At 55.7% G+C, this 12,888-nt stretch carries 14 protein-coding genes and 1 pseudogene; 13 read left to right on the top strand and 2 right to left on the bottom strand.

Features of this window, described 5'->3' with window-relative positions:
- Positions 1–70 precede the first annotated feature (70 nt).
- The 7 genes and pseudogenes from J4859_RS10335 to J4859_RS10305 all read left to right on the top strand — a co-directional run bounded on the left by J4859_RS10335 (position 71) and on the right by J4859_RS10305 (position 2,842).
- Positions 71–289, top strand: coding sequence for a helicase-related protein (locus J4859_RS10335; protein ID WP_212329630.1), 219 nt, complete (start codon positions 71–73; stop codon positions 287–289).
- A 25-nt stretch (positions 290–314) separates the two neighbouring features.
- Positions 315–461, top strand: a pseudogene (locus tag J4859_RS17750) (hypothetical protein); the annotation flags it as partial.
- Positions 433–891: an HRDC domain-containing protein gene (locus tag J4859_RS16285; protein WP_249113594.1), complete on the top strand. Its 459-nt coding sequence runs from the start codon at positions 433–435 to the stop codon at positions 889–891. The pseudogene J4859_RS17750 and the gene J4859_RS16285, both read left to right, overlap by 29 nt.
- 55 nt (positions 892–946) lie before the next feature.
- Positions 947–2,176 carry a lysylphosphatidylglycerol synthase transmembrane domain-containing protein gene (locus tag J4859_RS10320; protein WP_212329627.1) on the top strand — a complete coding sequence of 410 codons (1,230 nt, stop codon included), beginning with the start codon at positions 947–949 and terminating at the stop codon, positions 2,174–2,176.
- A gap of 98 nt (positions 2,177–2,274) precedes the next feature.
- Entirely contained in the window at positions 2,275–2,589 is a 315-nt protein-coding gene (locus J4859_RS10315; protein WP_212329626.1) for a hypothetical protein, read from the top strand.
- Positions 2,558–2,683: a PTS glucose transporter subunit IIA gene (locus J4859_RS10310; protein ID WP_212329625.1), complete on the top strand. Its 126-nt coding sequence runs from the start codon at positions 2,558–2,560 to the stop codon at positions 2,681–2,683. Before J4859_RS10315 ends, J4859_RS10310 begins: the two co-directional genes overlap by 32 nt.
- A gap of 21 nt (positions 2,684–2,704) precedes the next feature.
- Positions 2,705–2,842 (top strand): hypothetical protein, encoded by a 138-nt coding sequence (locus tag J4859_RS10305; RefSeq protein ID WP_212329623.1) that lies wholly within the window; start codon positions 2,705–2,707, stop codon positions 2,840–2,842.
- 113 nt (positions 2,843–2,955) lie between these two features.
- Here the strand turns inward: J4859_RS10305 and J4859_RS10300 are convergent, their stop codons facing one another.
- A complete protein-coding gene (locus tag J4859_RS10300) occupies positions 2,956–4,134 on the bottom strand; it encodes an iron-containing alcohol dehydrogenase (RefSeq protein ID WP_212329621.1) in 1,179 nt (392 codons plus the stop codon).
- A gap of 547 nt (positions 4,135–4,681) precedes the next feature.
- Here J4859_RS10300 and J4859_RS10295 point away from each other — a divergent pair.
- The 5 genes from J4859_RS10295 to J4859_RS10275 all read left to right on the top strand — a co-directional run bounded on the left by J4859_RS10295 (position 4,682) and on the right by J4859_RS10275 (position 8,631).
- Positions 4,682–4,999 carry an ACT domain-containing protein gene (locus tag J4859_RS10295; RefSeq protein ID WP_249113593.1) on the top strand — a complete coding sequence of 106 codons (318 nt, stop codon included), beginning with the start codon at positions 4,682–4,684 and terminating at the stop codon, positions 4,997–4,999.
- Positions 5,000–5,016: 17 nt separating this feature from the next.
- Entirely contained in the window at positions 5,017–6,528 is a 1,512-nt protein-coding gene (locus J4859_RS10290) for a citrate synthase (protein WP_371812033.1), read from the top strand.
- 14 nt (positions 6,529–6,542) lie between these two features.
- On the top strand, positions 6,543–7,379 hold the full coding sequence (locus J4859_RS10285; protein WP_212329616.1) for an HAD-IIB family hydrolase: 837 nt from the start codon (positions 6,543–6,545) through the stop codon (positions 7,377–7,379).
- A 654-nt stretch (positions 7,380–8,033) separates the two neighbouring features.
- Complete coding sequence (locus J4859_RS10280; protein WP_212329614.1) at positions 8,034–8,327, top strand: transposase; 294 nt, start codon at positions 8,034–8,036, stop codon at positions 8,325–8,327.
- The gene (locus J4859_RS10275) at positions 8,320–8,631 is read left to right on the top strand and encodes a transposase (RefSeq protein WP_212329612.1); all 312 of its coding nucleotides are present in this window, start codon (positions 8,320–8,322) and stop codon (positions 8,629–8,631) included. Before J4859_RS10280 ends, J4859_RS10275 begins: the two co-directional genes overlap by 8 nt.
- A 177-nt stretch (positions 8,632–8,808) precedes the next feature.
- Here J4859_RS10275 and J4859_RS10270 read toward each other — a convergent pair whose 3' ends face one another.
- On the bottom strand, positions 8,809–11,085 hold the full coding sequence (locus J4859_RS10270; protein WP_212329610.1) for a KUP/HAK/KT family potassium transporter: 2,277 nt from the start codon (positions 11,083–11,085) through the stop codon (positions 8,809–8,811).
- Positions 11,086–11,317: 232 nt separating this feature from the next.
- Here J4859_RS10270 and J4859_RS10265 point away from each other — a divergent pair, with 232 nt between their 5' ends.
- Positions 11,318–12,823, top strand: coding sequence for a S10 family peptidase (locus J4859_RS10265; protein WP_212329608.1), 1,506 nt, complete (start codon positions 11,318–11,320; stop codon positions 12,821–12,823).
- The last annotated feature ends 65 nt before the right edge of the window (positions 12,824–12,888 follow it).

Raw genomic sequence — 12,888 nt, 5'->3', positions numbered from 1 at the left:
GGATACGGAGAAGAACTGATGGGGTGGTGCTGATCGAAGCAGGCTCTTCAGCGGTGAGCTACCTGCCGGAATGCCGGTGCAGGACCGTGCTGCCGCACGGCGTGCCTTTAGAAACGATGAGGCGAAGGTCATTGTGGCCACAAACGCCTTTGGGATAGGAATCGATAAGTCGGATGTCCGCTATGTGATCAACCTCGGATTGCCCCTCTCGCTTGAGGAGTTACTATCAGGGAGCAGGGAGAGCGGGACGCAATGGGAAACGCTCCGACTGTATCTTCCTGTGGAATGAAAAAGACTTGAGCTCCTGTAACTTTATGATTGACCACACTAAACGGGCTCCGGAGGTCTCAGCGGCTGACTTTCACCCCCTCCGCTATCGCCGCGTGCTTTTAGATTCGATGCTCGACTATACTGAATCAACGCTCTGCCTGTGTGAGCGGATTCTGGCCTATTTCGGGGATCCTCAGGCAGACCTCACCGGCAACAACCACCGCTGCTTGTGCTCCGAAGCTTGCGGCAACCCCACGGGCACGCGCTCATCGTGTCAATCCGAAGACGCGTGCGAAGAAAACCACAAGAAGAGTCGGTCGTGACAGCGAGGAACTCTTTGAGGCGCTCAGGGTACTGAGGATGCGGTTGGTGCGCAAGCAGGGCGTGGTACCCTACATAGTCTTCTCCGATGCGATCTTGAGAGCGATGGTGAAGAAGCGTCCCCACACGAAGCGTGGGTTTTTAGGCATCCCGGGCGCATCTCGCACAGCAGGTTATGCAGACAGCGTCCACACGAAGCGTGGGTTTTTAGGCATCCCGGGCGCCGGCAATATCGAATCGGCTCGGTACGGCAACGAATTCTTGAAGGAACTGGCACGTTGGGACATGCATCAGCGTTAAGTTGCGCAACAATAGAGAGGTAGTGTAGGGGAAAAGTTTCTGAGAGGAGTGTGACGTGGCGACCAATCCCAACAAGAAGAAAAAGCTTTCTGCCCAAGCTGAAGCGGAAAACAGCAATCGCGAGCGTATATCCTCAGTTAGGCGCTCAGCGGTCTTTCTTGCTATCGTTGCGATCGTCTACATCATCTACCTCGTCCTCTCAGGCCAATACCAGAGCTTTGTGGACGCGATGGGCTCGCTTGATACCAGCTGGGTCATCGCGGCCTGTATGTCCTATGTGGTTTACTACATCTTCGGCGTTCTCGCCTATGTAATCTCTGTTATCAAAGATCCCAAGTGCCCGCTGGGTGTGCGGGACCTGATGAGCGTCGAGGCCACCGGCCTCTTCTTCTCAAACTTGACCCCGAACGGGGCAGGTGGCGCCCCAGCGCAGATCTACCGTTTGATGCGCTCCGGGCTCTCCATGGGCGACGCAGGCGCGGTGCAGTATACCCGCTTTGTGATCTATGAGGCGGGCGAAGGCGTCTTCGCGGCGCTGATGTTGCTCTTCCGCGGGCAGTGGTTTGTGAACACCTATGCGGATGCGGCCTGGTTGGTGGCGCTGCTGCTCTTCGGCTTTAAGGTGATCGAGTGTACCGTGCTGATCCTGGTATGCATGTTTCCCAAAGTGGTGACCAAGGCAGGGCTTGCAATCTTAAGGTTCCTGCGCAGACGCAAGTGGCTCAAACCCGAGCACGACGAACGCTGGACCGAGATCGTCACGGTCCAGGTCGGCCGCTTTTCCACCGGTTTTAGGAGCGCCTCCTCCAATGTGGGGGAGATGGTGCTGACCATGGTGGTCACGCTACTGCAGCTCTCCTGCCTCTATGCGCTTCCCTGGTACGTTCTGCACGCCTTCGGGCAGGAGGCGGACCTCTTAACTTGCCTCACCGCAGGCTCCATCCTCGAGCTTCTGACCTCCGCGATCCCACTTCCGGGCGGTACCGGCGGCGCAGAGGGCGGCTTTGCGGTGCTCTTCGGTGCGATGTTCGGGGATTCAAATGTCGCCGCCGGCTACGTCGTGTGGCGTGCGGTGGAGTACTTCCTGCCGGTCCTGGCAGCGATGCCACTCATGACGCTCAGATCGGACAACCCGGACTCGATCAACCACCGCTGGAATGCCTTCAAGCGCAGAGTGAAGAACGGTAACTATAGGCCGCGGTTTGGCAGACCTTCTGCAGGTGGCATCTCGATCAACCCCAATACGCTGAAGCCGAAAAAGAGTAATGTCAAGACCAAGAAATAAGGCACTTTCTGTGCAGGTGTCTGATCAGGTGAGCGGCTGAATCCTTATTTAGCATACTGAAAAGCAGGCCTAACAAAACGGGAGATAAGGATCAGCCTATGAATCTCATCAGCTGCTTGACCGCTCACCCAAAATACTGCGCTACGGTGCCGGCGAGCCTCACCTATCCCTACAGACCCTCCTATATCTACGCCCTGATCTTTGGTGCGGTCCTGAAAGAGAGCGTAGAGGACTTCGGGCTCTATACGGGTAAGGGCCTTGCACTGAAACCGGCCACGGAGCTTGTCTATGTCCCCTGTGACGGGCTCGTAGAAATCACAACGATGACCAATTGTGCGATCGGTATCGACGACCGACGAGGGGACCGAGATCCTAATACATATGGGGATCGACACGGTCAAGATAGAAGGTAAAGGGTCCACCCACTCTGTGAAGGCAGGGGAGCGTGTGAAAGCCGGCCAGCCGCTTGTGATCTTCGACGACGATAAGGCCCTGGATGTGGACTAGGACTATAAAGATACGACCCTTGTGGTTGTGACCAACTGGAGTGAGGTTGAGGTGATCGAGAATGTGGTGGACTTTGAGATCCTCGATGAGGAACACTCCGTTGTAAAGGCAGGGGAGCCGCTGATGCGGGTAACCATGAAGCAAGAGGAGACGCTCTAAGAGCCTAACCGGATACATTCTCCGTACACTGATAGAGCTAACAAAAATGCTTGCCTGACCGTATGATCAGGCAAGCATATCGTCAATGCTTAGGGTCTAGCGAGACTCAACGCTTATTTGTAAGCCTCTTTGTAGATCTTGGTGCAATCGTCCTCAGACATCTCTGCTGGGTCTGCCTTGAAGAGCATACCCATAGCGGTCATTGCGTTCTTCGCGAACTTTCTGGCTTCGTCCTTCTGGATACCGTAATCGGACATCTTGAGGTTATCAACGCCACAGGCCTTCTGGAGGTCTTTGAGAGCGACAATAAAGTCCTGAGGCTTGGTTGCGTCGGTCTTACCCAGGAACTTTGCCATGTCCACGAAGCGGTCAGGCTCGATACCGCGGTTGATCCAGTACTGGAAGTACGCCACAGAGATCATGATCAGGCCGGCACCATGGGGGAGCTGCGTATGGTAGGCGCTCATCGCGTGCTCCATCGAGTGCTCAGAGGTGCAGGAGGAAACGACCATGGAGTAGCCGGACATCGTGTTGGCGAAGGCCATGCCAGCTCTGGCTTCCATATTGTTGCCATCTTTGATCGCACGCGGCAGATAGCGGCCGATGTTCTCAATCGCGGCACGCTCGACCATGTCGCCCATAATGTTGTGGGTGTTGGCGATATAGCCCTCAAGGCTGTGGAACAGCGCATCGAAGCCCTGATAGGCGGTGAACTTAGGCGGTACGGTGGTCATGAGCTCAGGGTCGACGATTGCAAACTTCGCCCACATATCGGGGAAGCCACCGACACCGATCTTCTCGTCGGTCTTGGTGTTGGTGACAACGCCTACGGTATCGACCTCAGAGCCGGTGCCCGCGGAGGTGGTGATGGCGACCCACGGCAGAGACGGCTTCTGCGGTACCTGGCCTTTGCCATGCTCGGTGAAGACGAAGTCCCACAGATCGTTGGTGTCCTGTGGCGCGAGCATTGCCATGTTCTTGGCTGCATCCATCACGGAGCCGCCGCCGAGCGCGATCACAAAGTCGCAGTTGTTGTCACAGGCAAACTGTGCGCCTTCCTCGACGGTCTCCTTCAGCGGGTTCGCAGAAACCTTGTTGAAGACAGCATACTCAACGCCGGCCTTATCGAGCTCGGATTTGGTGGTAGCTAGAGAGCCGTTGGTGATCGTGGACTTGCCGTTGGAGGTGACGATCATCGCCTTCTTGCCGGGAAGGTCAAAGGTGTGCAGATTCTTGAGCTGACCCGGGCCAAAATGGACATCGACGGGATCAAAGAAGTTATAGGTTTCCATACCGCGATCCTTTCCGCGTGTTTTTAGAAACACTAACATGTGTACCCTGTTTTACCTACCACGATACTGGGATCCCGACACCGTATCTAATACCTTCTGGAATGAACCTGATATACACAAACCTTATGACTAGCGAGCCACGATACCTCAGTCCCCCTCAGCCAACCAAGGATGTCCAAGGCCCCATCTGACCGTATAACGACCGTATAACTCTCAGGATGGGGCTGTGGGCAGGCGAGGTGAGCACCCAAACGCCGAGGGACGCCTCGGTAGTGGGGCTTCAGATCCCATTCAGATTGTGGGGGAATCGTGAAAATGTCCCGCTTGATACAAATCTTCATCGTGTGCCTTAAAGCAGCTCTTCGAATAGATGGTCGGATTTTGGAGTGGGCTATGGCATAATGGTACCTAATCTGCACTGTACCTGGTGAGCAGGGGTGTACAGATTTTCGTTCCCTCAGACTAAACCCTTGTTAACTGACCCGTACAAGGGAATGACCTCTAGGTCGGAACGGTAGTATTGCTCAGTACGGCGTTTGATATTCGCATGAGAAAGCACAATGATATGGGATATACGGAAGATAGCGGCACAGAGAACCGCGCCATCATCACGGTTCTGGGGGAAGACCGACCGGGCATCGTTGCCGCGGTAACGGGCATACTTTCCGAGCACGAGGTCAATATTTTGGACATCTCGCAGACCATTCTGCAAGGGACGTTTTCGATGACGATGCTCGTGGATGTGGCGGAGATGAACGTATCGTTTAAAGCGCTGCAGGCAGAACTCGCAGACCTCGCGCAGAAGATCAAGGTACAGATCACGTGCCAGCGCGAAGATGTTTTTCGATACATGTACCGTCTATGATCAGAAGGGGGTCAATCGTGACACAGAGTAAGCCTGATAAGGACAAACAGGACAAGGGCACATCGCCCGAGAATACGCCGGGTGATGCAAAGCGGGAAAAAAATCCGAAAAAGGCGACTGTTCCTTTTGAGTTCTCTCCTCAAGAGTATCCCCCTGATACATACCCGATACCCTCCGTTGAGCTTGGGCGCCCGCCCGTCTCTGACCAACTCTATGTCGGATTCTGTTCCATCGACGAGGTGCCCAACGAGCTCTTTGAGAAATACGATGTCAAACGTGGTCTGAGAAACGCGGACGGCTCCGGTGTGTTGGTTGGCCTCACCACGATCTCAAACGTGCACGGCTACAACAAAGTCAACGGCAAACTGGTCCCTGACAAGGGCGACCTGATTTACCGTGGTTACCACATTGATGATCTGGTGAGTCATCCCCAGGAAGAGGATCGGTTCGGGTACGAGGAGATTGCCTACCTGCTGATCGCCGGCGCCCTACCGACGCAGGATCAGCTCGATGACTTCAACGCCCGTATCGATTCGAGGCGGTTGCTGCCGGAGGACTTCTTCTACCATTTTCCGCCAAAGACCCAGTCCCATTCGATCATGAATATTATGGCCCGCTCGACACTCATGCTCTATGCCTTCGATAAGACGCCGGATGATATCTCTCCGACCCATGAGGTCGATGTCGCAATCTCCATGCTGGCGCGTCTGCCGCGGATCGCAACGATCGCGCATGCGCTCTATCAGGCGAAGAAGGACGACACCAAGCTTTTGGTGCCGCCTCCCCGTGAGGGCTACTCGATGGCAGAGTCTGTCCTGGATGTCCTGCGCGGCGATGAGGGCTTCACGCACGAGGAAGCCATGATGCTCGACATAATGCTGATGCTGCACGCGGAGCACGGCGGCGGCAACAACTCCACCTTCTCTTGCCGTGTGCTGTCCTCCTCCAACACCGATGCCTATTCTGCCTATGCGGCGGCTATGGGTTCGCTCAAGGGGCCGAGGCACGGTGGCGCCAACACCAAGGTCGGCTATATGGTCGACGATATCGCGAACCACGTAAAAGACTGGGACAATGAGGACGAAATCGCTGCCTATCTGACCCAGATCGTCCAGGGCAAGGCCTTTGATCACTCCGGTCTGATCTACGGGTTGGGCCACGCGGTCTATACGCTCTCTGACCCCCGCGCACAGCTTGTGAAGCGCTACGCTCGCAAGCTCGCAAAGGACAAGGGGCAGGAAGACCGCCTGAACCTGATCGAGAAGATCGAAAAGCTTGGCCCTGAGGTCATGCGCGACGTCAAGGGTACCAAGAAGCCGATCTGCGCCAACATCGACCTCTATACTGGCTTTGTGTACTCGATGCTCGGTATTCCGGAGGATATGTACACCCCGGTCTTCGCGATCGCGCGTATGGCTGGTTGGGCCGCGCACCGTATGGAGGAACTCTACGGTGCCAACCGCATCATCCGTCCAGCGTACAACCCCTATATGCCTGATAACGAATATGTCGATATCAAGGACCGTTAGAAAGGTCCCCGCATTTGGATGTAAAGATTGTTTTCTCAGATCTCGATGACACACTGTTGACGACCGACAAGCACCTGGCGCCTGAAACAAGGCGGGCACTGCGTGCGCTCGGGGTGCGTGGCATCGAGTTTGTTCCTTGCTCCGGCAGAGCCTTGAGCGGGATTTCCCAAGATATTCTGGGCCTCGAGGCCTGCCACTATGCGGTGTGCTCCAACGGTGCCGCTGTAGTGAAGATCTCCGACGGGCAGGCCCTGCACCGCAGTTCTCTGGGCTTTGAACGGACCTCTCGGCTCTATGAGATGCTCAAGGGCTTCAGGATCACCTTCGACTGCTTTATCGATGGGGTGGTCTATGCCCAGAAGGATCGCTTTGCCTATCTCGATGAGATTGACCTGCCACCCAATACGCGCTACATCACCAAATTGACCCGTACAGTGATTGATCGCTCTATTCCGGAGTTTCTGCAGAGGAAGCAGGAGGAGCATGGCAACCTCGAGCGGCTCACGATGTACTACCACGATGATCAGGAGCGGGACGCGATTCTCACGGCAGTCGAGCTTGACCCGACTCTCATCTGGACAAGTTCGGTGCCCCACGATATTGAGGTGATGGACCGCAATGCCGGCAAAGACAACGGATTGAAGTGGCTCTGTGGGTACCTCAACATCCCGATAACCTCCTCCGTGGCCTTTGGGGATGGCCTTAACGATGCGAACATGCTCAAAGCTGCCGGGCTTGGGGTAGCGGTCGCCAATGCGGTTCGTGAGGCTAAGCGAAGTGCCGATAAGGTAGTGGCTACCAACGACGATCTGGGCGTTGCTCAGACGCTCCAGGAGCTTCTGAAAGACTAATTTTGAGCGTCGGCCCTGTCCGGCTGTAACCGACCACCAATCACATAGGTACAAAGAATCATCCCTGAAGGATTCGTCCTTCAGGGATGATTGCATGCCTATTCATCTAATCATCCATCGCTATAAAAATCTCTCTGTAAGACCATCATTGACCTCGGCCCTTGCCTTCCACCAGTCCCAGAGAGGCTGGGGCATATCGACAAGCGCGCCTCGTGTGCACACAGCTGGCTTCTGTGAGCTGTCTTGAGAGCATCTCCTTGCTGTCCTGCTTCGAATACTTCGCTTGCTTTGTCCACAGGATGGCGGGGCAGTGGCCAAGCCACTGCCCCGCCATCTCGTAGAAGGGAAAGCAAGAACTTGCCTGAGCCTTCGCTGCATCGCATTGACAAGGCCGCTTCTCACCGTCCCTGGACTCTTTTACCACGCTTGGTGTGTACTCAACAACGCCGAGTAAGGAAAGGATGCGCGCTATATCTTGCATGGTTGTCTGTTGCGACCCGAGAGCTGTCGGCGATGCCTGAAAGGGCAACCTTTAGCTTCGACTCGGTGGGCCTCCCTGAAGTGTTGCATATTTGCTCCCCAGCTCGCTTAGCACTCTGCGACTGTGTGCCTTCGGGGCATCTGCACATCCGGCTTTGCCCTGTTGCCTGTGACATGAACGCTGACTTCGAGTGCGCCTTCCTTAAGAGGTGCTTGCACCTAGACATCGTATACGAGCACTTCCACCTCGCGAAGAACTTCAACGAGAAGGTGATCTGTAAGGTCAGGAAGGATAGACAGGCAAGGCTTTCGAAGGAGGAGCTTACAGGCAAAGCCCGCGCGCTCAAGCACTCCAAGTACATCCTTATGTCTTGCACGGACACCAGGGACAGAGAAGAGCGCGACGCCCTTGAGGGCAAGCTCGTCTCCAGGGGAAGCGCCCTTTTCGGCAAGGAGGAGATTGTGTAGAAGGGAGGGGCCAGGAAGCGATACGAGGACCTCATATCCAAAAAACGAGCTGCCCTGCGCCTGCGGCATCGTAGATGAGATGCTCGTGCAGGCCTACTCGTGCACGCAGGAGCAGGACATGTGCGCTGCCATGGAGAGGATCGTGGACACGTGCCGCTGCACGAAAGACAGGCATTCCGCCAGGGTTGCCCGCCTCGCAGAGGGACACAGGGGAGGGATCGTTGCCCCTGCCCGCCGCCATATCAGCAGCGGCAGGGTCGAAGGGACCAATTGCATGATCGAGACGCTCAAGAGGGCAGGCTAGGGATACCCTAACGACGAGTACTTCTTCCTCAAGATATTCGATTGCCAACAGGCGCTACTCGAAGACTTCCGGGGCTGCGGCATGATGGAGCCACACACAGGTTTTAAGACTGAGCCTAAATCACCCTCATGGGAGTTGTCCCACAAGGGTGATTGTGCTTACTGAAACGGCTGGGGACTACTTGCTGTTGTAGTCAAAGTCCTCTGAAGACGTATCGCTGTCGCCCTGGGACTCGCCCTCATCCTCGAGGTCTTCCTCATTGACTGGGCGGAATGACGCGGTGTCACCGCCGATGAGGTCCTGCTCGGTGACTTTCGCCATCGTCTGGGTCGTATCCGCTACACTGTCGGAGAAGATATCGCCTTCGTCCTCGGCATTCTCCTTGTTGTGCGGCTTCGGCATCGTATCTGAAGTGTCAGGCGGAGCGACGCGGCGCAGCATCGGGGTGGCCTTGGCACGGGTGAAAAGTGGCACGAACTCGTAGATGATGTTGGAATTCTCAAGGCCGTACCAGCGTGCAGCGGAGCCGCAGAGCTGACGGATCGCATACTTCATGCTCATGACTGTGTAGTCGCCACCGGAAAGCGCGGTCTCAGGGGTCAGGGACTTACGGATCAGGCAGAAGTGGAAGTCGCCCACGGAGCTCGGCTTACGGTAGATCGAATAGTGGTGGTCCTGCGGAGCCAGCTCGTGGCTGTTCACCAGGTCACCGACGATCTGTCTGATGTAGGCGTTGACACGCTGGTTGATTCTGAAGCCAAGCCTCAGCTGCACCTTGAAGATAAAGTCGGTACCGAAGTTGTTGACTGAGTACTCCAAGGTCTTCGGCTCATCGGTGACGAGCACGTTCAAGAACCAATAGGCGTGTGCGCGCTTCGGGCGCTTGTCCAGGATGGAGTAGAGAATATCGCGGTCCAGCTTGTCCGGCGAGGAGTCGTTGGTCAAGAATACCAGGTTGTCTGCGGCGTACTCGTAGGAGTTATCGTCGCGCAGCTCAGCGAGCTGTCCGATGTAGTCCTTGATGGGCAGATAGACGGACTGGGTACGCTCGATTGCGGTGCCGCGGCGCCAGACGTACATGACCATAAAGATGAGCGCCGCAAGCAGGACGGTGAAGTAGCCGCCATGTGTGAACTTGGTCAGGCTGGAGATGAAGAAGGTGGTCTCGATCAGGCCGAAAAAGACGAGGAAAATCCAAGAGCCGACCTTGTGGTGTTGAATCCTCGACAGGTAGATGTGCAGCAGGATCGTTGTCATCAGCATCGTCAGCGTGATGGCCAGGCCGTAGGCCGCTTCCATGTGGGAAGAGGTTCTGAAGAGCAGGACGACGATGATGCAGCAGACCCACATCAGGTTATTGACCAGCGGGATATAGAGCTGGCCTTTGGTCTCGGACGGATAGGTGATCTTCATGTGCGGCATCAAGTCGAGGCGGATTGCCTCAGAGACAATGGAGAAGGAGCCGGTGATCAGAGCCTGGGAGGCGATGATTGCCGCCAGCGTTGAAAGGACTACAGCGAACGGACGCATGTTTGCGGCGAGCATCTCAAAGAATGGGTTCATGTCCGGGATCGCCTGCAGCGCGGCGTTGTTCTTGTTTGCCAGAACCCAGGCGCCCTGGCCCAGGTAGTTGAAGATCAGGCAGATCTTCACGAACGGCCAAGAGGCATAGATGTTGGACTTGCCGACGTGGCCCATATCGGAGTAGAGAGCCTCAGCGCCGGTGGTGCACAGAAAGACGTTGCCCAAGACCATCATGCCGGCTGCGTTCTTGTCGGAGAACAGGAAGATAATAGCGCGCAGGGGGTCGAGGGCGCGCAGAATGCTGAGGTTTCCGCCCATGTTGACCAGGCCGGCGATCCCTAAGAAGAAGAACCATACTGTCATGATCGGGCCGAAAGCCTTGCCGATGCTCGAGGTACCGGCACGCTGGATAAAGAACAAAATGCACATGATCACGATCGTGATGCCGATCACGATGTTTTGATTGTCACCGATCAGTGCTTGGCCGATATCGATGGTACGCAGGCCCTCGATCGCTGTCGTAATCGTCACAGCTGGGGTCAAAATGCCGTCTGCGAGCAGCGCGGCGCCGCCGATCATAGCGGGGATGATCAGCCATTTGGCGCATTTTCGCACCAACGAGTAGAGGGCAAAGATACCGCCCTCGTTGTGGTTGTCTGCCTTCATCGCGATCAGGACGTATTTGACCGTAGTGATCAGGGTGATGGTCCAGATGATGAGGGAGAGCGCTCCTAAGATCACATCCTCATCGATGGTAGCCAAGCCGCCGTTGCCGGCGATGATGGCCTTCATCGTGTACATCGGTGATGTACCGATGTCGCCGTAGACCACACCGAGTGTGACCAGAATCATTCCCATGCTCAGTGGGATTGCGCCTGCGCTTCGTTTAGTCCTGCGACCACGTGAAAGCGTTTGATCTGCACGACTCATCTACACTCCAAACTCAATTTTTACGTTACATAGGAAAGATCAGGTTATACCCAATCCCTTTTCACAAATATCTCATTTTAGTTCCTCATTTGGATGTTTTGTAGAGGATACATCAAACGCCTGCTTTTCGCTGCTTTAAAAACTGAGAAATAACCGTGAGGACCTGCAATGATCTTAAAGACTCTATACTGTCAGATACAAAACGTTAATATTCTTGAAAGGAGTTGCGTGTATGGCAGACGAACCAGCACCGGAGTCGAAGGCCCAAAAGAGGCCTTCCGAGCTCTATATCAGCTACCCCGCGCCGGAGCGCCTGAGCGTCCCGGAGCCCGCGAGCAAGGTCTTGGCCTACAGAGCAGGAGGCAATGAATTTAAGTATCAGGCCAGGGCAGGGCACCTCGATGTGCGCTCAAACGCTGGACAATCCCTAAGCCAGATGTTTGCCCTCAGCTTTGTAAGGCTGAAGGGTCAGGAGCCGGATCCTCAGCGCCCGGTGACCTTTGCCTACAACGGTGGCCCGGGCTGCTGCTCGGTGCCAGTCGACTTCGGCGGCTTTGGGCCTCTGAAGGTCAAGAGCAACGGGATGCACCACCTCGACGCCTATGCGCCGCTCGAGCAGAATCCCTATTCCTTCCTACCGTTTACCGATTTGGTATTCCTTGATGCGCCGGGAACCGGCTTCTCGACGGTCGCTGAGGATGTAGACCCGAAGAAGATCTTCGGCGTTGATGGGGACGCGGATGCCTTCTGCCGCGCGATCATGCGCTGGCTTGAAGAGAACGACCGCTGGGGGAGCCCGGTGTACCTGCTCGGTGAGTCCTACGGTACCGTCAGAAACGCCGTGCTGATGCGCAAGCTCGGCGAGGCGAGCGTGAAGGTCACCGGTGTCACGATGCTCTCCTCCATCTTTGACTTCGTTCAGGCAGACGAAGGGGAGGACCTTTACTATCTGGGTATGGTGCCGAGCTTTGCCGCCACGGCTCACTACTTCAAGAAAGCCGGACAGAGCGTCGAAGAGGATGAGTGGTTCGATCAGGCAGTGGCCTGGAACGAGGATGTCTATGCTCCGGCACTATTGAAAGGTGATCGCATCAGCCAAGAGCAGCAGCAGAGAGTCGCAGACGAAATGAGCGGCTTTATCGGCCTGCCCGCTGACCTCATTATGCGTAACCACCTGCGCATCAAGCTCGACTGCTTCCGCAAGAATCTCTTGCGTGACGAGGGAAAAGTCATCGGTCGTCTCGATATGCGCTTCACCTCTGCAGCACCGCTGGCCACGCAGGACAGCTCTGATTGGTTTGCAGGAGAAGACGCTGCCGACGACGCGAATGACGCAAACATGGTCAGCGCCTTCAGGAACTTCTTGCGCTCAACGTTGGGCTATAAGAACCCGGCAGTCTATCTGGGCAGCAACTATGAGGGTGTAGGCACCAAGTGGAACTGGACGCACCTGGAGCCGGGCACGATGTATCCGGCGGATACACCCAATGTCTCGCTTGATATCGCCGTCGCTTTGAAGCGTAATCCGACCATGAAGATCTCCTTCTTGGGCGGACGCTACGATGCGGCAACCACCTATTGGAATACAGTGCACGATATGTCATGCCTCTATCTCCCTGAGGACTTGAAGCAGCGCATCGAATTCCACCGTTACGGCTGCGGCCACATGGCCTACATCGATCTCCCGACCTTGAAGCAGATCTATAAGGACGAGGAGAAGTTCTACCAGAAGCGCTAGTGCCGTTAGAATTGAGATGACGCAGTAGCTCGCTAAATAGCAAAGCAGGCCCGGATGCCTCACGT

The organism is Atopobium sp. oral taxon 416, assembly GCF_018128285.1.
GTDB lineage: Bacteria > Actinomycetota > Coriobacteriia > Coriobacteriales > Atopobiaceae > Olsenella_L.
This window is presented reverse-complemented; position numbering and strand designations above follow the sequence as displayed.

Coding starts and splice junctions, on each gene's coding strand:
- J4859_RS10280 (WP_212329614.1), top strand. CDS start 8,034: ATGAACGCTGACTTCGAGTGCGCCTTCCTTAAGAGGTGCTTGCACCTA.
- J4859_RS10295 (WP_249113593.1), top strand. CDS start 4,682: ATGAGAAAGCACAATGATATGGGATATACGGAAGATAGCGGCACAGAG.
- J4859_RS10315 (WP_212329626.1), top strand. CDS start 2,275: ATGAATCTCATCAGCTGCTTGACCGCTCACCCAAAATACTGCGCTACG.
- J4859_RS10310 (WP_212329625.1), top strand. CDS start 2,558: ATGGGGATCGACACGGTCAAGATAGAAGGTAAAGGGTCCACCCACTCT.
- J4859_RS10300 (WP_212329621.1), bottom strand. CDS start 4,134: ATGGAAACCTATAACTTCTTTGATCCCGTCGATGTCCATTTTGGCCCG.
- J4859_RS10270 (WP_212329610.1), bottom strand. CDS start 11,085: ATGAGTCGTGCAGATCAAACGCTTTCACGTGGTCGCAGGACTAAACGA.
- J4859_RS10265 (WP_212329608.1), top strand. CDS start 11,318: ATGGCAGACGAACCAGCACCGGAGTCGAAGGCCCAAAAGAGGCCTTCC.
- J4859_RS10335 (WP_212329630.1), top strand. CDS start 71: ATGCCGGTGCAGGACCGTGCTGCCGCACGGCGTGCCTTTAGAAACGAT.